The organism is Enterobacter sp. SM3 (assembly GCF_009811935.2).
Taxonomy (GTDB): Bacteria; Pseudomonadota; Gammaproteobacteria; order Enterobacterales; family Enterobacteriaceae; genus Enterobacter; species Enterobacter asburiae_D.
Window position 1 is genome coordinate 930881 of record NZ_CP099971.1, and the last position, 22947, is coordinate 953827.

Annotated in this window: 17 protein-coding genes, 3 tRNA genes and 3 rRNA genes; 15 read left to right on the forward strand and 8 right to left on the reverse strand. The window is 54.5% G+C overall.

Annotated elements, in window-relative coordinates; translation table 11 throughout:
- The first annotated feature begins 4 nt into the window (after nucleotides 1-4).
- From dnaE to tilS, 5 genes are all read left to right on the forward strand, one after another.
- Nucleotides 5-3487, forward strand: a complete 3483-nt coding sequence (gene dnaE / locus GVO84_RS04240; RefSeq protein WP_121425065.1) for a DNA polymerase III subunit alpha — start codon at nucleotides 5-7, stop codon at nucleotides 3485-3487.
- Between the two features lie 12 nt (nucleotides 3488-3499).
- Nucleotides 3500-4459, forward strand: coding sequence for an acetyl-CoA carboxylase carboxyl transferase subunit alpha (accA, locus tag GVO84_RS04245; protein WP_023310466.1), 960 nt, complete (start codon nucleotides 3500-3502; stop codon nucleotides 4457-4459).
- A gap of 100 nt (nucleotides 4460-4559) precedes the next feature.
- Nucleotides 4560-6692 carry a lysine decarboxylase LdcC gene (locus tag GVO84_RS04250; protein ID WP_159515555.1) on the forward strand — a complete coding sequence of 711 codons (2133 nt, stop codon included), beginning with the start codon at nucleotides 4560-4562 and terminating at the stop codon, nucleotides 6690-6692.
- 65 nt (nucleotides 6693-6757) lie between these two features.
- Entirely contained in the window at nucleotides 6758-7147 is a 390-nt protein-coding gene (locus GVO84_RS04255; protein ID WP_023334583.1) for a VOC family protein, read from the forward strand.
- A gap of 58 nt (nucleotides 7148-7205) precedes the next feature.
- On the forward strand, nucleotides 7206-8495 hold the full coding sequence (gene tilS, locus GVO84_RS04260; protein ID WP_159515556.1) for a tRNA lysidine(34) synthetase TilS: 1290 nt from the start codon (nucleotides 7206-7208) through the stop codon (nucleotides 8493-8495).
- Nucleotides 8496-8523: 28 nt separating this feature from the next.
- On the opposite strand, the gene rof is transcribed toward tilS, so the two are convergent.
- Nucleotides 8524-8784 (reverse strand): Rho-binding antiterminator, encoded by a 261-nt coding sequence (gene rof / locus GVO84_RS04265; protein ID WP_008501890.1) that lies wholly within the window; start codon nucleotides 8782-8784, stop codon nucleotides 8524-8526.
- Nucleotides 8771-8971, reverse strand: coding sequence for a YaeP family protein (locus tag GVO84_RS04270; protein ID WP_008501889.1), 201 nt, complete (start codon nucleotides 8969-8971; stop codon nucleotides 8771-8773). The genes rof and GVO84_RS04270 overlap by 14 nt, the downstream gene beginning before the upstream one ends.
- A 196-nt stretch (nucleotides 8972-9167) precedes the next feature.
- Between GVO84_RS04270 and GVO84_RS04275 the strand changes: the two genes are divergently transcribed.
- The 3 genes from GVO84_RS04275 to nlpE are packed head-to-tail and all read left to right on the forward strand — an operon-like array spanning nucleotide 9168 to nucleotide 10865.
- Nucleotides 9168-9713 carry a YaeQ family protein gene (locus GVO84_RS04275; RefSeq protein WP_063145198.1) on the forward strand — a complete coding sequence of 182 codons (546 nt, stop codon included), beginning with the start codon at nucleotides 9168-9170 and terminating at the stop codon, nucleotides 9711-9713.
- On the forward strand, nucleotides 9710-10132 hold the full coding sequence (gene arfB, locus GVO84_RS04280) for an alternative ribosome rescue aminoacyl-tRNA hydrolase ArfB (RefSeq protein WP_028018285.1): 423 nt from the start codon (nucleotides 9710-9712) through the stop codon (nucleotides 10130-10132). The genes GVO84_RS04275 and arfB overlap by 4 nt, the downstream gene beginning before the upstream one ends.
- A 34-nt stretch (nucleotides 10133-10166) precedes the next feature.
- Nucleotides 10167-10865: an envelope stress response activation lipoprotein NlpE gene (gene nlpE, locus GVO84_RS04285; protein WP_159515557.1), complete on the forward strand. Its 699-nt coding sequence runs from the start codon at nucleotides 10167-10169 to the stop codon at nucleotides 10863-10865.
- Between the two features lie 47 nt (nucleotides 10866-10912).
- Here the strand turns inward: nlpE and proS are convergent, their stop codons facing one another.
- From proS to metN, 6 genes are all read right to left on the reverse strand, one after another.
- Nucleotides 10913-12631: a proline--tRNA ligase gene (gene proS, locus GVO84_RS04290; RefSeq protein ID WP_023334587.1), complete on the reverse strand. Its 1719-nt coding sequence runs from the start codon at nucleotides 12629-12631 to the stop codon at nucleotides 10913-10915.
- Between the two features lie 111 nt (nucleotides 12632-12742).
- The gene (gene tsaA / locus GVO84_RS04295) at nucleotides 12743-13450 is read right to left on the reverse strand and encodes a tRNA (N6-threonylcarbamoyladenosine(37)-N6)-methyltransferase TrmO (RefSeq protein ID WP_159515558.1); all 708 of its coding nucleotides are present in this window, start codon (nucleotides 13448-13450) and stop codon (nucleotides 12743-12745) included.
- A complete protein-coding gene (gene rcsF, locus GVO84_RS04300) occupies nucleotides 13447-13851 on the reverse strand; it encodes an Rcs stress response system protein RcsF (RefSeq protein WP_008501883.1) in 405 nt (134 codons plus the stop codon). Before rcsF ends, tsaA begins: the two co-directional genes overlap by 4 nt.
- A gap of 106 nt (nucleotides 13852-13957) precedes the next feature.
- Nucleotides 13958-14773 carry a methionine ABC transporter substrate-binding lipoprotein MetQ gene (metQ, locus tag GVO84_RS04305; RefSeq protein WP_014168729.1) on the reverse strand — a complete coding sequence of 272 codons (816 nt, stop codon included), beginning with the start codon at nucleotides 14771-14773 and terminating at the stop codon, nucleotides 13958-13960.
- Between the two features lie 40 nt (nucleotides 14774-14813).
- A complete protein-coding gene (locus GVO84_RS04310) occupies nucleotides 14814-15467 on the reverse strand; it encodes a methionine ABC transporter permease MetI (RefSeq protein ID WP_014168730.1) in 654 nt (217 codons plus the stop codon).
- Nucleotides 15460-16491: a methionine ABC transporter ATP-binding protein MetN gene (gene metN / locus GVO84_RS04315; protein WP_023334590.1), complete on the reverse strand. Its 1032-nt coding sequence runs from the start codon at nucleotides 16489-16491 to the stop codon at nucleotides 15460-15462. Before metN ends, GVO84_RS04310 begins: the two co-directional genes overlap by 8 nt.
- A gap of 188 nt (nucleotides 16492-16679) precedes the next feature.
- Between metN and gmhB the strand changes: the two genes are divergently transcribed.
- From gmhB to GVO84_RS04350, 7 genes are all read left to right on the forward strand, one after another.
- Nucleotides 16680-17246, forward strand: a complete 567-nt coding sequence (gene gmhB / locus GVO84_RS04320) for a D-glycero-beta-D-manno-heptose 1,7-bisphosphate 7-phosphatase (RefSeq protein WP_121425071.1) — start codon at nucleotides 16680-16682, stop codon at nucleotides 17244-17246.
- A gap of 368 nt (nucleotides 17247-17614) precedes the next feature.
- A 16S ribosomal RNA gene (locus tag GVO84_RS04325) occupies nucleotides 17615-19154 on the forward strand.
- Nucleotides 19155-19224: 70 nt separating this feature from the next.
- Nucleotides 19225-19301, forward strand: a tRNA-Ile gene (locus tag GVO84_RS04330).
- Nucleotides 19302-19339: 38 nt separating this feature from the next.
- Nucleotides 19340-19415: transfer RNA gene (locus GVO84_RS04335), tRNA-Ala, on the forward strand.
- 181 nt (nucleotides 19416-19596) lie between these two features.
- Nucleotides 19597-22502, forward strand: a 23S ribosomal RNA gene (locus tag GVO84_RS04340).
- A 70-nt stretch (nucleotides 22503-22572) separates the two neighbouring features.
- A 5S ribosomal RNA gene (gene rrf / locus GVO84_RS04345) occupies nucleotides 22573-22688 on the forward strand.
- The 16S, 23S and 5S rRNA genes sit together here with 3 tRNA genes alongside, the layout of an rRNA operon.
- Nucleotides 22689-22744: 56 nt before the next feature.
- A tRNA-Asp gene (locus tag GVO84_RS04350) sits at nucleotides 22745-22821 on the forward strand.
- Nucleotides 22822-22947 lie beyond the last annotated feature (126 nt).

Below are 22947 nucleotides of genomic sequence, written 5' to 3' on the forward strand. Positions count from 1 at the left end.
GAAGATGGCTGAACCACGTTTCGTACACCTGCGGGTGCATAGCGACTACTCCATGATCGATGGGCTGGCGAAGACCGGGCCGCTGGTAAAAAAGGCGGCCTCCCTTGGCATGCCCGCGCTGGCGATCACCGATTTTACCAACCTGTGTGGCCTGGTGAAGTTCTACGGAACGGCGCACGGCGCGGGGATGAAGCCTATCGTCGGCGCAGATTTTCATGTGCAGAGCGATCTCATCGGCGATGAAATGACGCAAATCTCCGTGCTTGCAATGAACAACACGGGCTATCAAAACCTCACTCTGCTTATCTCAAAAGCGTACCAGCGCGGATACGGTGCGCTGGGCCCGTGGATCGACCGCGACTGGCTGGCTGAACTCAACGAAGGGCTGCTGCTGATCTCCGGTGGCCGTATGGGGGATGTCGGCAAATGCCTGCTGCGCGGTAACAGTGCGCTGGTGGATCAATGCGTCTCGTTCTATGAAGAGTATTTCCCGGATCGTTATTATCTGGAGCTGATCCGCACCGGTCGCCAGGATGAAGAGAGCTATCTGCATGCGGCGGTCGCACTTGCGGAAGAACGCGGGCTGCCGGTCGTCGCGACAAACGATGTGCGGTTCCTCGAGCCGGGGGATTTTGACGCCCACGAAATTCGCGTGGCGATCCACGATGGCTTCACGCTCGACGATCCCAAACGGCCACGTAATTACTCCGCTCAGCAGTACATGCGCAGCGAGGAGGAGATGTGTGAACTCTTCTCCGATATCCCTGAAGCGCTGGAAAACAGCGTAGAGATCGCCAAGCGCTGTAACGTTACCGTCCGCCTCGGCGAATACTTCCTGCCGCAGTTCCCGACGGGTGATATGACCACGGAAGATTTCCTGGTCGCAAAATCAAAAGAAGGTCTTGAAGAGCGTCTGGAATTCCTGTTCCCGGATGAGGCCGTTCGCAAAGAGAAGCGGCCGCCGTACGATGAACGCCTGGATATTGAACTCCAGGTCATCAACCAGATGGGCTTCCCGGGCTACTTCCTGATCGTCATGGAGTTTATCCAGTGGTCGAAGGATAACGGCGTACCTGTAGGACCGGGTCGTGGCTCCGGTGCAGGATCGCTTGTGGCCTATGCGCTTAAAATTACCGACCTCGATCCGCTGGAATTCGACCTGCTGTTTGAACGTTTCCTCAACCCGGAACGTGTTTCCATGCCCGACTTTGACGTCGACTTCTGCATGGAGAAACGCGACCAGGTGATCGAACACGTCGCCGATATGTACGGCCGTGATGCGGTATCGCAGATTATTACCTTCGGTACGATGGCGGCAAAAGCGGTAATCCGTGACGTCGGCCGCGTGCTGGGCCACCCGTACGGGTTTGTCGATCGTATTTCTAAGCTGGTGCCGCCCGATCCGGGCATGACGCTGGCAAAAGCGTTTGAAGCCGAGCCTCAGCTGCCGGAAATCTACGAAGCCGACGAAGAAGTTAAAGCGCTGATCGACATGGCGCGCAAGCTGGAAGGCGTCACGCGTAACGCCGGTAAGCATGCGGGGGGCGTGGTTATCGCGCCGACCAAAATTACCGACTTCGCACCGCTCTACTGCGATGAAGCGGGTGAGCATCCGGTTACTCAGTTTGATAAGAACGACGTGGAATACGCCGGGCTGGTGAAGTTTGACTTCCTCGGCCTGCGTACGCTGACGATCATCGACTGGGCGCTGAAGATGATCAACCCGCGCCGGGAGAAGCAGGGCCTTGAGCCGATAGACATTGCCGCCATCCCGCTGGATGACAAGAAAAGTTTCGACATGCTGCAGCGCTCGGAGACCACCGCTGTCTTCCAGCTTGAATCGCGCGGCATGAAAGATCTGATTAAACGTCTGCAGCCCGACTGCTTCGAAGATATGATCGCACTGGTTGCCTTGTTCCGTCCGGGCCCGCTGCAGTCAGGGATGGTAGATAACTTTATCGACCGTAAGCACGGGCGCGAAGAGATTTCTTACCCGGACGTTCAGTGGCAGCATGAAAGCCTGAAGCCGGTACTGGAGCCAACCTACGGCATCATCCTGTATCAGGAACAGGTCATGCAGATTGCCCAGGTGCTTTCCGGCTATACCCTCGGCGGCGCGGATATGCTGCGTCGTGCGATGGGTAAGAAAAAGCCGGAAGAGATGGCCAAGCAGCGAGGCACTTTCGAAGAAGGCGCGAGAAAAAACGGCGTTGACGGTGAGCTGGCGATTAAAATCTTTGACCTGGTGGAGAAATTCGCCGGGTACGGATTTAACAAATCCCACTCCGCCGCCTATGCTTTGGTGTCGTATCAAACGCTGTGGCTGAAAGCGCACTATCCTGCTGAATTTATGGCGGCGGTAATGACGGCCGATATGGACAACACCGAGAAGGTGGTTGGCCTGGTAGACGAGTGCTGGCGCATGGGGCTGAAGATCCTGCCGCCGGATATTAACTCAGGTCTCTACCATTTCCACGTTAACGACGACGGAGAGATCGTTTACGGGATCGGCGCGATCAAAGGCGTGGGTGAAGGTCCGATCGAGGCGATCATCGAAGCGCGTAACAACGGCGGGTATTTCCGCGAGCTGTTCGATCTCTGCGCCCGTACCGACACCAAAAAACTGAACCGTCGCGTGCTGGAAAAACTGATCATGTCCGGCGCGTTTGACAGGCTGGGGCCGCACCGCGCCGCGCTGATGAACTCGCTGGGCGACGCGCTGAAAGCGGCGGATCAGCATGCAAAAGCGGAAGCCATTGGTCAGGCGGATATGTTCGGGGTACTGGCGGAAGAGCCGGAGCAGATCGAGCAATCTTATTCCAACTGCCAGCCGTGGCCAGAACAGGTGGTACTGGATGGGGAGCGTGAGACGTTAGGCTTGTACCTGACGGGGCACCCGATCAACCAGTACATCAAAGAAATTGAGCGCTATGTCGGCGGCCACAGGCTTAAAGACATGCATCCGACAGAACGTGGTAAAATCACCACGGCTGCGGGGCTCGTGATTGCCGCAAGGGTTATGGTCACCAAGCGCGGCAATCGTATCGGCATCTGTACGTTGGATGACCGTTCCGGGCGTCTGGAGGTGATGTTGTTCACCGACGCGCTGGATAAATACCAGCAATTGCTGGAAAAAGACCGCATACTTATCGTCAGCGGACAGGTCAGCTTTGATGACTTCAGCGGGGGGCTTAAAATGACCGCCCGCGAAGTGATGGACATTGACGAAGCCCGGGAAAAATATGCTCGCGGGCTTGCTATCTCGCTGACGGACAGGCAAATTGATGACCAGCTTTTAAACCGACTCCGTCAGTCTCTGGAACCCCACCGCTCGGGGACAATTCCAGTACATCTCTACTATCAGAGGGCGGATGCACGTGCGCGGTTGCGCTTTGGTGCAACGTGGCGTGTCTCTCCGAGCGATCGTTTACTGAACGATCTCCGTGGCCTCATTGGTTCGGAGCAGGTGGAACTGGAGTTTGACTAATACAGGAATACTATGAGTCTGAATTTCCTTGATTTCGAACAGCCGATTGCTGAGCTGGAAGCGAAAATCGATTCTCTGACAGCGGTAAGCCGTCAGGATGAAAAACTGGATATTAACATCGACGAAGAAGTGCATCGTCTGCGCGAGAAAAGCGTAGAGCTGACGCGCAAAATCTTTGCCGATCTCGGCGCATGGCAGGTGGCCCAGCTGGCTCGCCATCCACAGCGTCCGTACACCCTGGATTATGTCCGCCTGGCGTTTGACGAATTTGACGAACTGGCAGGCGATCGCGCATACGCTGACGATAAAGCTATCGTTGGCGGTATCGCGCGTCTGGACGGACGCCCGGTGATGATCATTGGTCATCAGAAAGGTCGCGAAACCAAAGAGAAAATCCGTCGTAACTTTGGTATGCCAGCACCAGAAGGCTACCGTAAAGCCCTGCGTCTGATGGAGATGGCTGAGCGTTTCAACATGCCAATCATCACCTTCATCGACACCCCGGGTGCATACCCTGGCGTGGGCGCGGAAGAGCGCGGTCAGTCTGAAGCCATCGCGCGCAACCTGCGCGAGATGTCTCGTCTGAAGGTGCCGGTCATCTGTACCGTTATCGGCGAGGGGGGTTCCGGCGGTGCGCTGGCGATTGGCGTGGGCGATAAAGTGAATATGCTGCAGTACAGCACCTATTCCGTTATCTCCCCGGAAGGCTGCGCGTCCATTCTGTGGAAAAGCGCCGACAAAGCGCCGCTGGCTGCAGAAGCCATGGGCATCATTGCGCCGCGCCTGAAAGAGCTTAAGCTGATCGATTCCATCATCCCGGAACCGCTGGGTGGTGCGCATCGTAAGCCGGAAGTGATGGCGGCTTCCCTGAAAGCGCAGCTGCTGGCTGACCTGGCGGATCTGGACGTGCTGAGCAAAGACGATCTGCTCAACCGCCGCTATCAGCGTCTGATGACCTACGGTTACGCGTAAGCTTCACAATTATCTGAAAAGCCGCACACTGTTGCGGCTTTTTTTATACCTGCGGTTTAGCCGGACTATGCTTAGCTAATGTTTTTTAAGGAGGAAGCCCATGAATATCATTGCCATTATGGGGCCGCACGGCGTCTTTTATAAAGATGAGCCGATTAAGGAGCTGGAGCAATCCCTGCAGTCGCGCGGGTATCAGCTAATCTGGCCGCACAACAGCGCCGACCTGCTGAAGTTCATCGAGCATAACCCGCGTATCTGCGGCGTGATCTTCGACTGGGACGAATACGATCTCGAACTGTGCAGCGATATCAACAAGCTGAACGAATACCTCCCGCTGTACGCGTTTATTAATACCCATTCCACCATGGACGTCAGCGCCAACGATATGCGTATGGCGCTGTGGTTTTTTGAATATTCCCTCGGCGTGGCGGATGATATTGCGACCCGCATTCAGCAATATACCGGTGAGTACCTCGACAACATTACGCCGCCGTTTACCCGCGCGCTCTTCACCTACGTGAAGGAGGGCAAATATACCTTCTGTACGCCGGGTCATATGGCGGGAACGGCTTATCAAAAAAGCCCGGTGGGCTGCCTGTTCTATGATTTTTTTGGTGGCAACACCCTGAAAGCGGACGTGTCAATTTCAGTCACCGAATTAGGCTCTCTGCTGGATCACACCGGCCCGCATCTGGAAGCTGAAGAGTATATCGCCCGCACCTTTGGCGCCGAGCAGAGCTATATGGTGACCAACGGCACCTCGACCTCGAACAAAATCGTCGGGATGTACGCTGCACCCGCTGGCAGCACCTTGCTGATTGACCGTAACTGCCATAAATCGCTGGCACACCTGCTGATGATGAGCGACGTCGTACCGCTCTGGCTGTCACCCACGCGTAACGCGCTCGGTATTCTTGGGGGGATTCCGCGCCGGGAGTTCATCCATGACGCGATTGAACGTAAGGTTGCGGCAATTCCTGGCGCAAGCTGGCCTGTTCATGCGGTGATCACCAACTCGACCTACGACGGTCTGCTGTACAACACGAACTGGATCAAAAAGACGCTCGACGTGCCGTCGATCCACTTCGATTCTGCATGGGTGCCATACACCAATTTCCACCCGATTTACGCCGGTAAAAGCGGCATGAGCGGTGAACGCGTGCCGGGTAAAGTGTTCTTCGAAACGCAGTCGACGCATAAAATGCTGGCGGCGTTTTCCCAGGCTTCGCTTATTCACATCAAAGGTGAGTACGACGAAGACACGTTCAACGAAGCCTTTATGATGCATACCACCACCTCACCGAGCTATCCGCTGGTGGCCTCCATTGAAACGGCCGCGGCGATGCTGCGCGGCAATCCGGGCAAACGACTCATCAACCGTTCGGTAGAACGCGCGCTGCATTTCCGCAAAGAGGTGCAGCGGCTGAAAGATGAAGCCGACGGCTGGTTCTTTGATATCTGGCAGCCGGAAGAGATTGATGAAGCCGAATGCTGGCCCGTCTCGCCCGGCGAAGACTGGCATGGCTTCCGGGATGCCGATAGCGACCATATGTTCCTCGACCCGGTCAAAGTGACGATCCTGACGCCGGGCATGGATGAGCAGGGCAGGATGGGCGATGAAGGTATTCCGGCCGCGCTGGTGGCGAAATTCCTTGATGAACGTGGCGTGGTGGTGGAGAAAACCGGTCCCTATAACCTGCTGTTCCTGTTCAGCATTGGCATTGATAAAACCCGGGCGATGGGGTTGTTGCGCGGCCTGATGGAGTTTAAGCGCGCCTACGATCTCAACCTGCGGGTGAAGAATATGCTGCCGGATCTATACGCGGAGGATCCTGACTTCTATCGAAATATGCGCATTCAGGATCTGGCCCAGGGGATCCACAGGCTGATCCGTCAGCACGATCTGCCGCGTTTGATGCTTCAGGCGTTCGATGTATTACCGGAGATGAAATTTACTCCGCACAAGGCGTGGCAGCGCCAGGTGAAAAGGGAGGTCGAAACCGTCGAGCTGGAAAACCTGGTCGGACGCGTATCGGCCAACATGATCCTGCCTTATCCGCCGGGCGTACCGCTCCTGATGCCGGGAGAGATGATTACCGAAGAGAGTCGGGCCGTGCTCGATTTCCTGCTGATGCTCTGCTCTGTCGGGCGCCACTATCCCGGTTTTGAGACCGATATCCACGGCGCGAAGCGCGACGAGAACGGCGTTTACTGGGTGCGAGTCCTAAAATAAGGGTGACCGCTTGCCAGGCGCGGGTTTTCGGTTGTAACGTTCAGGCATCATAAAAAGGAGAAGCTATGCTGGGTTTAAAAGCTGTTCATCATATTGCGATCATTGCGACCGATTACGCGAAAAGTAAGGCCTTCTACTGCGACATCCTGGGCTTTACGCTCATGAGCGAGGCCTACCGCGAGGAGCGTGACTCCTGGAAGGGCGACCTGGCGTTAAACGGGCAATATGTGATTGAGCTGTTCTCTTTTCCTTTTCCGCCTGCGCGTCCGTCCCGCCCGGAAGCCTGTGGCCTGCGTCATCTTGCCTTCAGCGTCGATGACCTGGATAGCGCCGTCAAACATCTGGAGGCGCACGGCGTGACGTGCGAAGCGATACGCGTCGATCCGTTCACTGACAAGCGTTTTACCTTTTTCAACGATCCGGACGGCCTGCCGCTGGAGCTTTATCAGCAGTAATGGTTGTCCTGTGTGATAATGCCCGCTCAGTTCGGGCATTTTTTATGTGTAATCTCCTATGACCTTACCCGCTATCGCACAAGCCGTATCACCGTACCGCCAGCTGCTGGTGGGGTTTAGCGGTGGCCTGGATTCCACCGTGTTGCTGCATCGCCTTAAGCGCTGGCGCGATCGGGAACCTGACGTCCAGCTTCGGGCGATGCATATTCACCACGGATTAAGTCCTCACGCAGAGGAGTGGGTGGCGCACTGCGAAGCCTTGTGTGCGTCCTGGGCGATCCCGCTCATCGTTGAGCGCGTCACGCTTGCGGAGGAAGGGCTGGGCATCGAGGCGCAGGCGCGTAAAGCCCGCTATGCCGCGTTTGCCGGGGCATTACGTACTGGAGAAGCGCTGGTCACGGCCCAGCATCTGGACGATCAGTGTGAAACCTTTCTGCTGGCGCTTAAGCGGGGCAGCGGCCCGGCGGGGCTTTCTGCCATGCCGGCGCGTTCTGAATTTGCCGGCACAACGCTACTGCGTCCGCTGCTTGGCGAGACGCGTGCCTCACTGGAAGCCTGGGCGCGAGAACATCAGCTGAACTGGATCGAAGATGAGAGTAACCAGGATGACGGCTATGACCGTAACTTCCTGCGCCTGCGCGTCCTCCCGCTTTTAGGCGAGCGCTGGCCGCATTTCGCCGACGCGACGGCAAGAAGCGCCATGCTGTGCGCCGAACAGGAGTCGTTGCTGGATGAGCTGTTGAGCGACGAGCTGGCTGGACTCATTTCTGCCGACGGGGCGTTGGCGATCGCACCGATGAAAGCGATGAGCCCAGTACGTCGCGCCGCGCTGTTACGACGCTGGCTGGCCTTTCATCGCGCCGCGATGCCGTCGCGGACAATGCTGAGCCGTATTTGGGACGAAGTCGCCCTGGCGCGGGATGATGCTTCCCCGTGCGTCCACCTGAACGGTTTTGAGGTTAGACGCTATAAAGGCGAACTCTGGTGGATAAAATCCACGCCCTCACTGACCGATGTGGTGCTCGACTGGCTTTCTCCTGACGCACCGCTGATATTAGCCTGTGAGGCAGGACGCGTTTCTCTCCTGCCATCTGGTCATGTGCGGCTGCCGAAGCCCGGTGAACCGGTCACCGTGCGCTTTAAGGCTGGCGGCATGCTGCATATCGTCGGGCGCAACGGGGGACGGAAGCTGAAGAAAATATGGCAGGAGTGTAACGTGCCGCCGTGGCTGCGCGACACCACGCCGCTACTGTTCTACGGTGAAACGCTTATCGCTGCGGCAGGGGTTTTCATCACGGAAGAGGGGTGGTCAGAAGAGGGTGTCCGTTTCGAGTGGCAGAAAGCGTAACGGGCAGCCAGGCTGCCCGTTAGTGTCATCAGGATTCGCTCACCACGACGGTGCCGATTTGCGGGTGGCTGAAGCTGGCTATTTTGTCCAGACGCAGCTCACGCGTCGCACCGGCGTCTTCCACTATCAGATATTCCACATTCTTTCGTGAAACCAGATCGCTGGCTTTCGCCTTCAACACTTCGCCATCTTTTAGCTCCAGCGTCAGTAATAAATGATGCTGGCAGGCGAGTTCGAGGTTGTCATAGTCATCACAGTTGATGGGTTGATAAGTATCATTCATCGACATAATCGCTCACCAGTAAATTCGCCGCAGCATACGCCGCTTTTTCCCTGACCGACTCTGAAAGGCTCTCATCAGAGGCCACTTCATTAAGCACCTTCAATACACAGCCCAGCGCGTCCGGGACATACCCCAGATCTCCGCTGGCGATTTCCGCATACCGTTTGCGAATTAACTCACAATAATTATTCACATCCCCTCCCGCCAGCGCACTGACTTACTGTGAGATATCATTAAGCCTACGAAGATAAACTCGGTTTAGCAAGGTGACTATACCATACTCATTTAAGCAATATCAGAGCCTTGATAGCGGTGTATTTAACACCCTGTAACAGCCTTTTGCCGCGGTTTTCGCTACAATGTGCGCCTGATTCGAATGGAGTTCTCTCATGGCGCTGAAAGCGACAATTTATAAAGCAGTGGTCAATGTGGCCGATCTGGATCGCAACCAGTTCCTGGACGCGTCGCTTACTCTGGCACGCCACCCCTCTGAAACCCAGGAGCGCATGATGCTGCGCCTGCTGGCGTGGATTAAGTATGCCGACGAGCGTCTGCAGTTTACCCGTGGATTAAGCGCAGAAGACGAGCCTGAAGCCTGGCTGCGCAACGATCATCTGGGTATCGATTTGTGGATCGAACTCGGACTGCCGGACGAGCGCAGAATTAAGAAGGCCTGCACCCAGTCCGCTAAAGTGGCCTTATTCGCATACAATCAGCGCGCTGCGGAGATCTGGTGGCAGCAAAACAAGAGCAAGTGCGGACAGTTTAAAAATCTCACGGTCTGGTATCTGGATGATGAGCAGCTGGCGCAGTTAAGCGAGTTTGCCAGCCGGACCATGGTTTTGCAGGCGACGATTCAGGATGGCGCCATCTGGCTCTCTGATTCTCAGAATAATCTGGAAATTCATTTAACGGCGTGGCAACCCGCGTCATGATCGTCTTGTCCCGAAACGTCAGCATTCCTGACAACGAGCTGGAGATCACCGCCATTCGTGCGCAGGGGGCTGGTGGGCAGCACGTCAACAAGGCGTCGACGGCTATCCATTTGCGTTTTGACATTCGGGCCTCAAGCCTGCCAGAGTATTATAAAGAAAGCCTGCTTGCCGCCAGCCATCACCTGATCACCAGCGATGGCGTGATGGTGATCAAAGCCCAGGAGTACCGTAGCCAGGAGCTCAACCGGGAAGCGGCGATAGCCAGGCTGGTGGCGGTCATTAAAGAGTTAACGGCAGTACAAAAAAGCCGCCGGGCAACGCGACCAACCCGCGCATCGAAAGAGCGTCGGTTGTCCTCGAAGGCCCAAAAATCCACAGTGAAAGCACTACGCGGTAAAGTTCGTCGCCCGACAGAGTGACGAAAGGGAACACACTTTTCATAAGGAATTCATTGTGAAAAAAGTATTATGGTCAGCGCTGGCAGCGAGTACGCTGTTTGCGCTTTTTGGGTGTAACAACCGCTCTGAAACGCAGGTTTTACAACCCACGCAAACGGAAGAATTAAAACCGATGCAGCAAAGCTGGCGCGGCGTATTGCCTTGCGCAGACTGCGAAGGCATTGAAACGTCTCTGTTCCTGCAAAAAGACGGCACCTGGGTGATGAACCAGCGCTATCAGGGCGCTAAAGAGCCTTCTTCTTTTGCGACTTATGGAACATGGGCGCGTACGGCGGAGAAGTTGGTCCTGACGGATACCACCGGTGAGAAAACCTTTTTCCGCGCCAAAGGTGAGGGGATGGAGATGCTTGACCGCGAAGGCAACCCGATTGAATCCCAGTTCAACTACACGCTTGCGCCGGTAAAAGCGGCTCTGCCCGCGACGCCGATGGCAATGCGGGGGATGTACTTCTATATGGCGGATGCGGCGATCTTTACCGACTGCGCAACCGGCAGGAAGGTCAGCGTGGCAAACAATGCGCAGCTTGAACGTGATTACGCTGTGGCACGCGGCAATGACAGCAAGCCGGTATTGCTGACGGTTGACGGTCACTTTACGCTGGAGCCAAACCCGGATAGCGGAGAGATGGTGAAAACGCTGGTGGCAGATAAAGACGCGAAGTTTGTCGCGGGTAAAGACTGTAGCAGTAAATAAGCTGACGTTGAGCCATTAAAAAACCCCGCCTGAGCGGGGTTTTTTGTTTAGCCTTTGATGGCTTTCACCAGGTAATCAAGAATGTCGCCGGTCTTGATCATCTGTTTTTCGCCGCTGCGACGGTATTTATATTCAATCTCATCGCTGTCGAGGTTGCGGTCGCCGATGACGACGGTGTGCGGGATACCGATCAGTTCCATATCGGCAAACATCACGCCTGGACGCTCTTTACGGTCATCCATCAGCACTTCGATACCCTGAGCGCGCAGCTCGGCATACAGCTTCTCGGCCAGCTCCTGCACGCGGTAAGACTTGTGCATGTTCATTGGCAGAATAGCCACCTGGAACGGCGCAATATTGTCCGGCCAGACGATGCCGCGCTCGTCGTAGTTCTGCTCAATTGCCGCAGCCACCACGCGCGTCACCCCGATACCATAGCAGCCCATGGTCAGGATCTGGTTACGGCCATCTTCACCCTGAACTGCGGCGTTCAGCGCGCGAGAGTATTTATCACCCAGCTGGAAGATGTGACCGACTTCGATGCCGCGCTTAATCATCAGGGTACCCTGACCGTCCGGGCTTGGATCGCCTGCAACCACGTTACGGATGTCAGCCACTTCCGGCGTCGCCACGTCGCGATCCCAGTTGATGCCGAAGTAGTGTTTACCGTCGATGTTCGCACCTGCGGAGAAGTCGCTCATTGCAGCAACCGTGCGGTCAATAACAACCGGCACCGGCAGGTTGACTGGACCCAGTGAACCTGGACCCGCATTCACCACGGCGCGGATTTCCGCTTCCGTTGCGAACGTCAGCGGGCTGGCTACCTGCGGCAGCTTCTCGGCTTTCACTTCGTTGAGCTCGTGATCGCCACGCACCAGCAGGGCAACCAGCGGGTAAGCGCTACCTTCGGCGGATTTCACCAGCAGCGTTTTCACGGTTTTTTCGACTGGCAGATTGAACTGCTCAACCAGCTCGGCGATGGTTTTCGCGTTTGGCGTATCAACCAGCGTCATCTCTTGCGTTGCCGCGCCGCGTGGTTCTTTTGGTGCCAGCGCTTCTGCAAATTCGATGTTCGCCGCGTAGTCTGAAGAGTCAGAGAAGATCACATCGTCTTCACCGCTCTGCGCCAGTACCTGGAACTCATGGGATGCGCTACCGCCGATGGAGCCGGTATCAGCCTGCACAGCACGGAAATCCAGACCCATGCGGGAGAAGATTTTGCTGTAAGCCGCGTACATTGCGTCGTAAGTCTCTTGCAGTGATTCCTGAGAGGTATGGAAAGAGTAGGCATCTTTCATCAGGAATTCGCGAGAGCGCATAACGCCGAAACGTGGGCGAACTTCGTCACGGAACTTGGTCTGGATCTGGAAGAAGTTCAGCGGCAGCTGTTTGTAAGAGCTCAGCTCATTACGAATCAGGTCGGTAATAACTTCTTCATGCGTTGGGCCTAGAACGAACGGACGCTCGCCGCGATCGACGAAGCGCAGCAGTTCAGGACCATATTGTTCCCAACGGCCACTCTCCTGCCACAGGTCAGCGGGCTGAACCACAGGCATGGACACCTCGATAGCACCGGCGTTGTTCATCTCTTCACGCACGATGTTTTCGACTTTTTTCAGGACGCGCACGCCGGTCGGCAGCCAGGTATATAACCCGGAGGCCAGCTTGCGGATCATCCCGGCGCGCAGCATCAGCTGATGGCTGATCACTTCGGCGTCGGCAGGCGTCTCCTTCAGAGTGGAGAGCAGATATTGGCTAGTACGCATGTTGTTACGGTTCCATTTCGACGATTGGAACAGGCTGAAACACCAGCCTGACACAAAAAAGTGGTTTAGTTTACCAGTGTGGCAAAGATGCCAAAAGAGAGGAGAACAAAATTACCTGGGTTCAAGGGCAAACACTTCAAAACCTGTCCCGGTGACGCGCCAGCGAACGTTAAAATCCATCAGCCAGACGGCGTACGTTTTTCCTGCTTCCTCTTCTTTACGGTAGGCTGGACGAGGGTCCTGTGCCAGAACTTCAGTGATGAAATCCCGTAAGCGAGGATAGCGTTTCTCCAGTTGACCGAGCTGCGCGGTTATCTCAGGCGTAAAATAAACAGGCATGTCCGCCTGCGGCGCGTCCTGAGCATAGCTTGCACGCGCGTCCGGGAGGGCTTCTGCGAAGGGCAAATAGGGTTTGATGTCGATTACCGGCGTGCCGTCTACCAGGTCCAGGCTACCTAACTCCAGTATCACCCGATCTTTCTGGCAGCGTATGCCTTTCAGTTCAACCAGCGACATGCCAACCGGGTTTGGGCGGAAGGTCGAGCGAGTCGCAAACACGCCCATTCTCGCATTTCCGCCAAGACGAGGAGGGCGCACGGTCGGACGCCAGCCGCCTTCCATCGTCTGGTGAAATACGAACACCACCCATAAATGGCTGAAAGCCTCGAGCCCGCGTACCGCATCGGCCTGATTGTAAGGCGCAATCAGGTGAAGCTCACCGCTTCCGCTGGTCACAAGACCGGGCTGGCGGGGGACGGCGAACTTCTCTTTATAAGGAGAGTGGATAACGCCTATCTGCTCGAACTGAAATGCACTCATTTCGCCGTGATGTTCAGCGCAGAACCGATGCAAACCGCCTGACGGTAGCAGCCCGGCGTGCCGCTGGTGACTTCACAGCTGTGCAGCAGGACCGCGTTGGCTTTCATTTTTGCGGCATTAATCTGCATACGTTTACGCGCTGTCGGAATATTCGGTGGTGAGTCCTGATTGGTCGCCTGACAGGATTCACCGCTCACTTCGCCCAGTTCACGGAACGGTTTACCGACGAGTTCGTCTGCTTTCGTGATAATGCGAACCGGCGCAGGGCGAACCACTTTCGGTTTCGCAGGCTCGGTTTTTGGCGGGGTTGCCGTGCTTTGAACAGGTTCAACGGGAGATCTGCTTAGCATAGAACAGCCGCTCAGCATGAGTGCTAAAAGACAGATCGGTAAAGCACGCATAATATTTCCTCAATGGATAATCAAAACGTCAGATATTGAATCAGTTGACTGCACAAATGACAAGACGGGCATAAGCCCGTCCTGATGATATTACACTGAGGTGAGATTACCAGCCTTTAACAGCGCCGCCGTTAAACACTTTGTTGGCTTCCTGGTAAACTTCATCAGACTGATAAGCCTGAACGAATTTCTTCACGTTTTCCGCGTCTTTGTTGTCTTCGCGAGTCACGATCAGGTTGACGTACGGGGAGTCTTTATCTTCAACGAAGATACCGTCTTTGGCTGGCGTCAGACCAATCTGGCTGGCGTAAGTGGTGTTGATCACGGCCAGAGCAATCTGTGCATCGTCCAGAGAGCGTGGCAGCTGCGGTGCTTCCAGTTCAACAATTTTCAGATTTTTCGGGTTTTCGGTGACATCCAGAACGGTTGGCAGCAGGCCAACACCGTCCTTCAGTTTGATCAGGCCCACTTTCTGCAGCAGCAGCAGGGAACGACCAAGGTTGGTTGGGTCGTTAGGCACGGCAACCTGAGAGCCCGGCTGCAGTTCGTCCAGCGATTTAATTTTCTTCGAGTATCCAGCAATCGGGTAGACAAAGGTGTTACCCACGCCCACCAGTTTATAGCCGCGATCTTTGATCTGCTGATCCAGGTATGGCTTATGCTGGAAGGCGTTAGCGTCGATATCGCCTTTGCTCAGCGCTTCGTTCGGCAGAACGTAATCATTGAAGGTCACCAGCTCAACGTCCAGGCCATACTTCTCTTTTGCCACTTTCTGAGCAACTTCAGCAACCTGTTGTTCTGCACCCACGATAACGCCCACTTTAATGTGGTTTGGATCTTTTTCGTCCTGACCGCAACCCACCAGTGCCAGAGAGCCGATCAGCGCGCCTACTGCTGCAAAGGTCTTTAATTTAAACGCCATGTTTTATCCTTAACTCGTAGAGTTTGTGTTGTGTGTAACGTTATTTGTGAGTAACGGTCCGGACGATGCGATCGCCAGAGAACTGGATTAAATAAACCAGAACAACCAGCAATACCAGAACGGTATTCATCACGGTAGCGTTATATCCAATATAGCCGTACTGGTAACCAATCTGACCTAAACCGCCAGCGCCAACAGCACCGCCCATTGCGGAATAACCGACCAGCGTGATGAGCGTGATGGTTGCCGCGTTCACCAGGCCTGGCAGTGCTTCCGGGAGCAGGACTTTGCGCACGATCTGCATCGGCGTGGCACCCATTGCGCGGGAGGCTTCAATCAGACCTGTCGGGATTTCCAGCAGGGCGTTTTCCACCATACGGGCGATAAACGGTGCTGCGCCTACGGTCAGCGGAACGATGGCCGCCTGCAGACCGATAGACGTTCCGACGATCACGCGGGTAAACGGAATCATCCACACCAGCAGAATAATGAAGGGGATGGAACGGAAGATATTCACCAGCGCAGAGAGCGTACGGTACAGCTTCGCGTTCTCAATGATTTGACCCGGACGCGTCACGTACAGCAATACGCCGACCGGCAGGCCAATCACAAAACCAAAGAAGCCAGAGACAAAGGTCATTGCCAGCGTTTCCCAAACGCCGCGAACCAGCAGCCACATCATCGGCTCAGACATAACCCAGTACCTCTACTTTTACGTGGTGTTCTTGCAGCCAGGCAATCGCGGCCTGGGTTTCTTCTTGGGTGCCGTGCATTTCTGTCAGCATGATGCCGAACTTCACGCCACCGGCGTAATCCATCTGCGCGCTGATAATGTTGTTGTTCACGTTAAAGCGACGCGCGGTTTCGGAAAGCAGAGGAGCGTCAACGGACTGACCGGTGAACTCCATGCGCAGCATCGGGACGCTGTCTGCCGTCGGTTCGGTTTTCAAACGCTCCAGATAATCTTCCGGGATATCCAGATGCAGCGTGGACTGGATGAACTGCTGTGCCAGCGGCGTCTTCGGATGCGAGAACACTTCACTTACCGTGTCCTGCTCGATCAGCTCACCGTTGCTGATGACCGCCACGCAGTCGCAGATGCGTTTCACCACGTCCATCTCGTGCGTAATAAGGAGGATCGTCAGGCCCAGGCGACGGTTAATGTCTTTCAGCAGTTCCAGAATCGAACGCGTGGTTGCCGGATCCAGTGCGCTGGTGGCTTCATCACACAGCAGCACCTTAGGATTGCTTGCCAACGCGCGGGCAATGGCCACACGCTGTTTTTGCCCACCGGACAGATTTGCCGGGTAGCTATCATGTTTGTCGCCCAGACCCACGAGGTCGAGCAGTTCGGTGACGCGACGCTTCACTTCTTCTTTTGGCGTGTTATCCAGCTCAAGCGGTAAGGCAACGTTGCCGAACACGGTGCGGGAGGCCAGCAGGTTAAAGTGCTGGAAGATCATGCCAATCTGACGACGCGCTTTGGTGAGTTCTTTCTCTGAGAGGGCGGTAAGTTCCTGGCCGCCAACTTCTACGCTGCCCTGAGTTGGGCGCTCAAGCAGGTTAACACAACGAATCAGCGTGCTTTTACCTGCACCCGATGCGCCAATGACGCCATAAATTTGACCAGCAGGAACATGCAGGCTGACGTTGTTCAGCGCCTGAATGGTTCGGTTCCCCTGCTGGAACACTTTGGTGATATTGGAAAGTTTAATCATTAGATTATTTTTATCGTATGTAAGTTAGCCGTGGCATTTTCTTCTGCCAGATACGGGTGATGACCGTAAACAAAACGGATGTTAAGGCATCCAGACGTCTAAATCAATCCAACTCTGTACGATGAGCACTTTATTGCGCTGCGATTCATGAGATACTAGTCGAACATGCCTTTTTCAGGAGCAAACCGGTGGCAAAATCAGTACCCGCAATTTTTCTCGATCGTGACGGCACTATTAATGTGGATCACGGTTATGTCCATGAGATTGATGAGTTCGAGTTTATCGAGGGCGTAATAGATGCCATGCGCCAGCTGAAAGAGATGGGCTATGCGCTGGTGGTGGTGACGAACCAGTCTGGTATTGCACGCGGTAAATTCACCGAAGCGCAGTTCGAAACGCTTACGGAATGGATGGACTGGTCGCTGGCCGACCGCGGCGTGGATCTCGACGGTATCTACTATTGTCCGCACCACCCGCAGGGAACGGTAGAAGCGTATCGCCAGACCTGTGACTGCCGTAAACCGCATCCGGGGATGTTCATCTCTGCGCAGGAGTTCCTGCACATTGATATGTCTGCTTCTTATATGGTGGGCGATAAACTGGAAGATATGCAGGCAGCCGCCGCAGCGGGTGTAGGGACCAAAATATTAGTTCGCACCGGTAAGCCAGTGACGCCAGAAGCAGAAAATGCAGCGGATTGGGTGATTAATAGTCTGGCCGATCTGCCAAAAGAGATTAAAAAGTACCAAAAATAGCCTTTTTGGCGAAAAGATGAGCGGTTGAAATAAAAATGCATTTTTCCGCTTGTCATTCCTCGGCGGCCCCCTATAATGCGCCTCCATCGACACGGCGGATGTGAATCACTTCACAAACAACCCGGTCGGTTGAAGAGAAAAAATCCTGAAATAACGGGTTGACTCTGAAAGAGGAAAGCGTAATATACGCCACCTCGCAACGGTGAGCGAAAGCCGCGTTGCACTGCTCTTTAACAATTTATCAGACAATCTGTGTGGGCACTCAAAGTGACATGGATTCTTAATGTCTTCGGACAATAAATGAATACCAAGTCTCTGAGTGAACATACGTAATTCATTACGAAGTTTAATTCACGAGCATCAAACTTAAATTGAAGAGTTTGATCATGGCTCAGATTGAACGCTGGCGGCAGGCCTAACACATGCAAGTCGAGCGGTAGCACAGGGAGCTTGCTCCTGGGTGACGAGCGGCGGACGGGTGAGTAATGTCTGGGAAACTGCCTGATGGAGGGGGATAACTACTGGAAACGGTAGCTAATACCGCATAACGTCGCAAGACCAAAGAGGGGGACCTTCGGGCCTCTTGCCATCAGATGTGCCCAGATGGGATTAGCTAGTAGGTGGGGTAACGGCTCACCTAGGCGACGATCCCTAGCTGGTCTGAGAGGATGACCAGCCACACTGGAACTGAGACACGGTCCAGACTCCTACGGGAGGCAGCAGTGGGGAATATTGCACAATGGGCGCAAGCCTGATGCAGCCATGCCGCGTGTATGAAGAAGGCCTTCGGGTTGTAAAGTACTTTCAGCGGGGAGGAAGGCGATAAGGTTAATAACCTTGTCGATTGACGTTACCCGCAGAAGAAGCACCGGCTAACTCCGTGCCAGCAGCCGCGGTAATACGGAGGGTGCAAGCGTTAATCGGAATTACTGGGCGTAAAGCGCACGCAGGCGGTCTGTCAAGTCGGATGTGAAATCCCCGGGCTCAACCTGGGAACTGCATTCGAAACTGGCAGGCTAGAGTCTTGTAGAGGGGGGTAGAATTCCAGGTGTAGCGGTGAAATGCGTAGAGATCTGGAGGAATACCGGTGGCGAAGGCGGCCCCCTGGACAAAGACTGACGCTCAGGTGCGAAAGCGTGGGGAGCAAACAGGATTAGATACCCTGGTAGTCCACGCCGTAAACGATGTCGACTTGGAGGTTGTTCCCTTGAGGAGTGGCTTCCGGAGCTAACGCGTTAAGTCGACCGCCTGGGGAGTACGGCCGCAAGGTTAAAACTCAAATGAATTGACGGGGGCCCGCACAAGCGGTGGAGCATGTGGTTTAATTCGATGCAACGCGAAGAACCTTACCTACTCTTGACATCCAGAGAACTTAGCAGAGATGCTTTGGTGCCTTCGGGAACTCTGAGACAGGTGCTGCATGGCTGTCGTCAGCTCGTGTTGTGAAATGTTGGGTTAAGTCCCGCAACGAGCGCAACCCTTATCCTTTGTTGCCAGCGGTCCGGCCGGGAACTCAAAGGAGACTGCCAGTGATAAACTGGAGGAAGGTGGGGATGACGTCAAGTCATCATGGCCCTTACGAGTAGGGCTACACACGTGCTACAATGGCGCATACAAAGAGAAGCGACCTCGCGAGAGCAAGCGGACCTCATAAAGTGCGTCGTAGTCCGGATTGGAGTCTGCAACTCGACTCCATGAAGTCGGAATCGCTAGTAATCGTAGATCAGAATGCTACGGTGAATACGTTCCCGGGCCTTGTACACACCGCCCGTCACACCATGGGAGTGGGTTGCAAAAGAAGTAGGTAGCTTAACCTTCGGGAGGGCGCTTACCACTTTGTGATTCATGACTGGGGTGAAGTCGTAACAAGGTAACCGTAGGGGAACCTGCGGTTGGATCACCTCCTTACCTTAAAGAACCTGCCTTTGTAGTGCTCACACAGATTGTCTGATGAAAAACAGCAGTAAAAAACCTCTACAGGCTTGTAGCTCAGGTGGTTAGAGCGCACCCCTGATAAGGGTGAGGTCGGTGGTTCAAGTCCACTCAGGCCTACCAAATTTGCGAAGCAAATTTGAAGAGGTTAGCAAAACGATGGGGCTATAGCTCAGCTGGGAGAGCGCCTGCTTTGCACGCAGGAGGTCTGCGGTTCGATCCCGCATAGCTCCACCATCTTTTACTGCGAACACAAGAAAACTTCAGAGTGAACCTGAAAAGGTGCACTGCGAAGTTTTGCTCTTTAAAAATCTGGATCAAGCTGAAAATTGAAACGACACATCTTTAATGGTGTGTTCGAGTCTCTCAAATTTTCGCAATTTGATGATGAATCGAAAGAAACATCTTCGGGTTGTGAGGTTAAGCGACTAAGCGTACACGGTGGATGCCCTGGCAGTCAGAGGCGATGAAGGACGTGCTAATCTGCGAAAAGCGCCGGCGAGGTGATATGAACCTTTGACCCGGCGATGTCCGAATGGGGAAACCCAGTGTGTTCCGACACACTATCGTTAACTGAATACATAGGTTAACGAGGCGAACCGGGGGAACTGAAACATCTAAGTACCCCGAGGAAAAGAAATCAACCGAGATTCCCCCAGTAGCGGCGAGCGAACGGGGAGCAGCCCAGAGTCTGAATCAGCTTGTGTGTTAGTGGAACGGTCTGGAAAGTCCGGCGATACAGGGTGACAGCCCCGTACACGAAAGCACACTTGCTGTGAACTCGAAGAGTAGGGCGGGACACGTGGTATCCTGTCTGAATATGGGGGGACCATCCTCCAAGGCTAAATACTCCTGACTGACCGATAGTGAACCAGTACCGTGAGGGAAAGGCGAAAAGAACCCCGGCGAGGGGAGTGAAAAAGAACCTGAAACCGTGTACGTACAAGCAGTGGGAGCACCTTCGTGGTGTGACTGCGTACCTTTTGTATAATGGGTCAGCGACTTATATTCTGTAGCAAGGTTAACCGTATAGGGGAGCCGAAGGGAAACCGAGTCTTAACTGGGCGTTAAGTTGCAGGGTATAGACCCGAAACCCGGTGATCTAGCCATGGGCAGGTTGAAGGTTGGGTAACACTAACTGGAGGACCGAACCGACTAATGTTGAAAAATTAGCGGATGACTTGTGGCTGGGGGTGAAAGGCCAATCAAACCGGGAGATAGCTGGTTCTCCCCGAAAGCTATTTAGGTAGCGCCTCGTGAACTCATCTTCGGGGGTAGAGCACTGTTTCGGCTAGGGGGCCATCCCGGCTTACCAACCCGATGCAAACTACGAATACCGAAGAATGTTATCACGGGAGACACACGGCGGGTGCTAACGTCCGTCGTGAAGAGGGAAACAACCCAGACCGCCAGCTAAGGTCCCAAAGTCATGGTTAAGTGGGAAACGATGTGGGAAGGCACAGACAGCCAGGATGTTGGCTTAGAAGCAGCCATCATTTAAAGAAAGCGTAATAGCTCACTGGTCGAGTCGGCCTGCGCGGAAGATGTAACGGGGCTAAACCATGCACCGAAGCTGCGGCAGCGACGCTTATGCGTTGTTGGGTAGGGGAGCGTTCTGTAAGCCGTTGAAGGTGTCCTGTGAGGGGTGCTGGAGGTATCAGAAGTGCGAATGCTGACATAAGTAACGATAATGCGGGTGAAAAGCCCGCACGCCGGAAGACCAAGGGTTCCTGTCCAACGTTAATCGGGGCAGGGTGAGTCGACCCCTAAGGCGAGGCCGAAAGGCGTAGTCGATGGGAAACAGGTTAATATTCCTGTACTTGGTGTTACTGCGAAGGGGGGACGGAGAAGGCTATGTTAGCCGGGCGACGGTTGTCCCGGTTTAAGCATGTAGGCGGAACGATTAGGTAAATCCGGTCGTTTATTAACGCTGAGGTGTGATGACGAGGCACTACGGTGCTGAAGTAACAAATGCCCTGCTTCCAGGAAAAGCCTCTAAGCATCAGGTAACATCAAATCGTACCCCAAACCGACACAGGTGGTCAGGTAGAGAATACCAAGGCGCTTGAGAGAACTCGGGTGAAGGAACTAGGCAAAATGGTGCCGTAACTTCGGGAGAAGGCACGCTGATATGTAGGTGAAGCCCCTGCGGGTGGAGCTGAAATCAGTCGAAGATACCAGCTGGCTGCAACTGTTTATTAAAAACACAGCACTGTGCAAACACGAAAGTGGACGTATACGGTGTGACGCCTGCCCGGTGCCGGAAGGTTAATTGATGGGGTTAGCGGTAACGCGAAGCTCTTGATCGAAGCCCCGGTAAACGGCGGCCGTAACTATAACGGTCCTAAGGTAGCGAAATTCCTTGTCGGGTAAGTTCCGACCTGCACGAATGGCGTAATGATGGCCAGGCTGTCTCCACCCGAGACTCAGTGAAATTGAACTCGCTGTGAAGATGCAGTGTACCCGCGGCAAGACGGAAAGACCCCGTGAACCTTTACTATAGCTTGACACTGAACACTGGTCCTTGATGTGTAGGATAGGTGGGAGGCTTTGAAGCGTGGACGCCAGTCTGCGTGGAGCCAACCTTGAAATACCACCCTTTAATGGCTGGTGTTCTAACGTAGACCCGTAATCCGGGTTGCGGACAGTGTCTGGTGGGTAGTTTGACTGGGGCGGTCTCCTCCCAAAGAGTAACGGAGGAGCACGAAGGTTAGCTAATCCTGGTCGGACATCAGGAGGTTAGTGCAATGGCATAAGCTAGCTTGACTGCGAGAGTGACGGCTCGAGCAGGTGCGAAAGCAGGTCATAGTGATCCGGTGGTTCTGAATGGAAGGGCCATCGCTCAACGGATAAAAGGTACTCCGGGGATAACAGGCTGATACCGCCCAAGAGTTCATATCGACGGCGGTGTTTGGCACCTCGATGTCGGCTCATCACATCCTGGGGCTGAAGTAGGTCCCAAGGGTATGGCTGTTCGCCATTTAAAGTGGTACGCGAGCTGGGTTTAGAACGTCGTGAGACAGTTCGGTCCCTATCTGCCGTGGGCGCTGGAGAATTGAGGGGGGCTGCTCCTAGTACGAGAGGACCGGAGTGGACGCATCACTGGTGTTCGGGTTGTCATGCCAATGGCATTGCCCGGTAGCTAAATGCGGAAAAGATAAGTGCTGAAAGCATCTAAGCACGAAACTTGCCCCGAGATGAGTTCTCCCTGACTCCTTGAGAGTCCTGAAGGAACGTTGAAGACTACGACGTTGATAGGTCGGGTGTGTAAGCGCAGCGATGCGTTGAGCTAACCGATACTAATGAACCGTGAGGCTTAACCTTACAACGCCGAAGCTGTTTCGGCGAAGAGACGACGCATTCAACTCAGCTTGATACAGATTAACAGAATTTGCCTGGCGGCTTTAGCGCGGTGGTCCCACCTGACCCCATGCCGAACTCAGAAGTGAAACGCCGTAGCGCCGATGGTAGTGTGGGGTCTCCCCATGTGAGAGTAGGGAACTGCCAGGCATCAAATTAAGTAGTAAGCCGGTGCATAAATCCGGTGGTTACAAGCAGTCTTCGGTGGAGCGGTAGTTCAGTCGGTTAGAATACCTGCCTGTCACGCAGGGGGTCGCGGGTTCGAGTCCCGTCCGTTCCGCCACTTATTAAAAGCCCTGAGCTAACGCTCAGGGCTTTTTTCTTATCTGCCGTTTAATTATTGCGAAATTAGCAAAAATCCTCTGCGTTTTGCGATCTTTTTCTCTATAACAAGGCCAGCGATAATCTT

Coding starts and splice junctions, on each gene's coding strand:
- dnaE (WP_121425065.1), top strand. CDS start 5: ATGGCTGAACCACGTTTCGTACACCTGCGGGTGCATAGCGACTACTCC.
- accA (WP_023310466.1), top strand. CDS start 3,500: ATGAGTCTGAATTTCCTTGATTTCGAACAGCCGATTGCTGAGCTGGAA.
- GVO84_RS04250 (WP_159515555.1), top strand. CDS start 4,560: ATGAATATCATTGCCATTATGGGGCCGCACGGCGTCTTTTATAAAGAT.
- GVO84_RS04255 (WP_023334583.1), top strand. CDS start 6,758: ATGCTGGGTTTAAAAGCTGTTCATCATATTGCGATCATTGCGACCGAT.
- tilS (WP_159515556.1), top strand. CDS start 7,206: ATGACCTTACCCGCTATCGCACAAGCCGTATCACCGTACCGCCAGCTG.
- rof (WP_008501890.1), bottom strand. CDS start 8,784: ATGTCGATGAATGATACTTATCAACCCATCAACTGTGATGACTATGAC.
- GVO84_RS04275 (WP_063145198.1), top strand. CDS start 9,168: ATGGCGCTGAAAGCGACAATTTATAAAGCAGTGGTCAATGTGGCCGAT.
- arfB (WP_028018285.1), top strand. CDS start 9,710: ATGATCGTCTTGTCCCGAAACGTCAGCATTCCTGACAACGAGCTGGAG.
- proS (WP_023334587.1), bottom strand. CDS start 12,631: ATGCGTACTAGCCAATATCTGCTCTCCACTCTGAAGGAGACGCCTGCC.
- tsaA (WP_159515558.1), bottom strand. CDS start 13,450: ATGAGTGCATTTCAGTTCGAGCAGATAGGCGTTATCCACTCTCCTTAT.
- rcsF (WP_008501883.1), bottom strand. CDS start 13,851: ATGCGTGCTTTACCGATCTGTCTTTTAGCACTCATGCTGAGCGGCTGT.
- metQ (WP_014168729.1), bottom strand. CDS start 14,773: ATGGCGTTTAAATTAAAGACCTTTGCAGCAGTAGGCGCGCTGATCGGC.
- GVO84_RS04310 (WP_014168730.1), bottom strand. CDS start 15,467: ATGTCTGAGCCGATGATGTGGCTGCTGGTTCGCGGCGTTTGGGAAACG.
- metN (WP_023334590.1), bottom strand. CDS start 16,491: ATGATTAAACTTTCCAATATCACCAAAGTGTTCCAGCAGGGGAACCGA.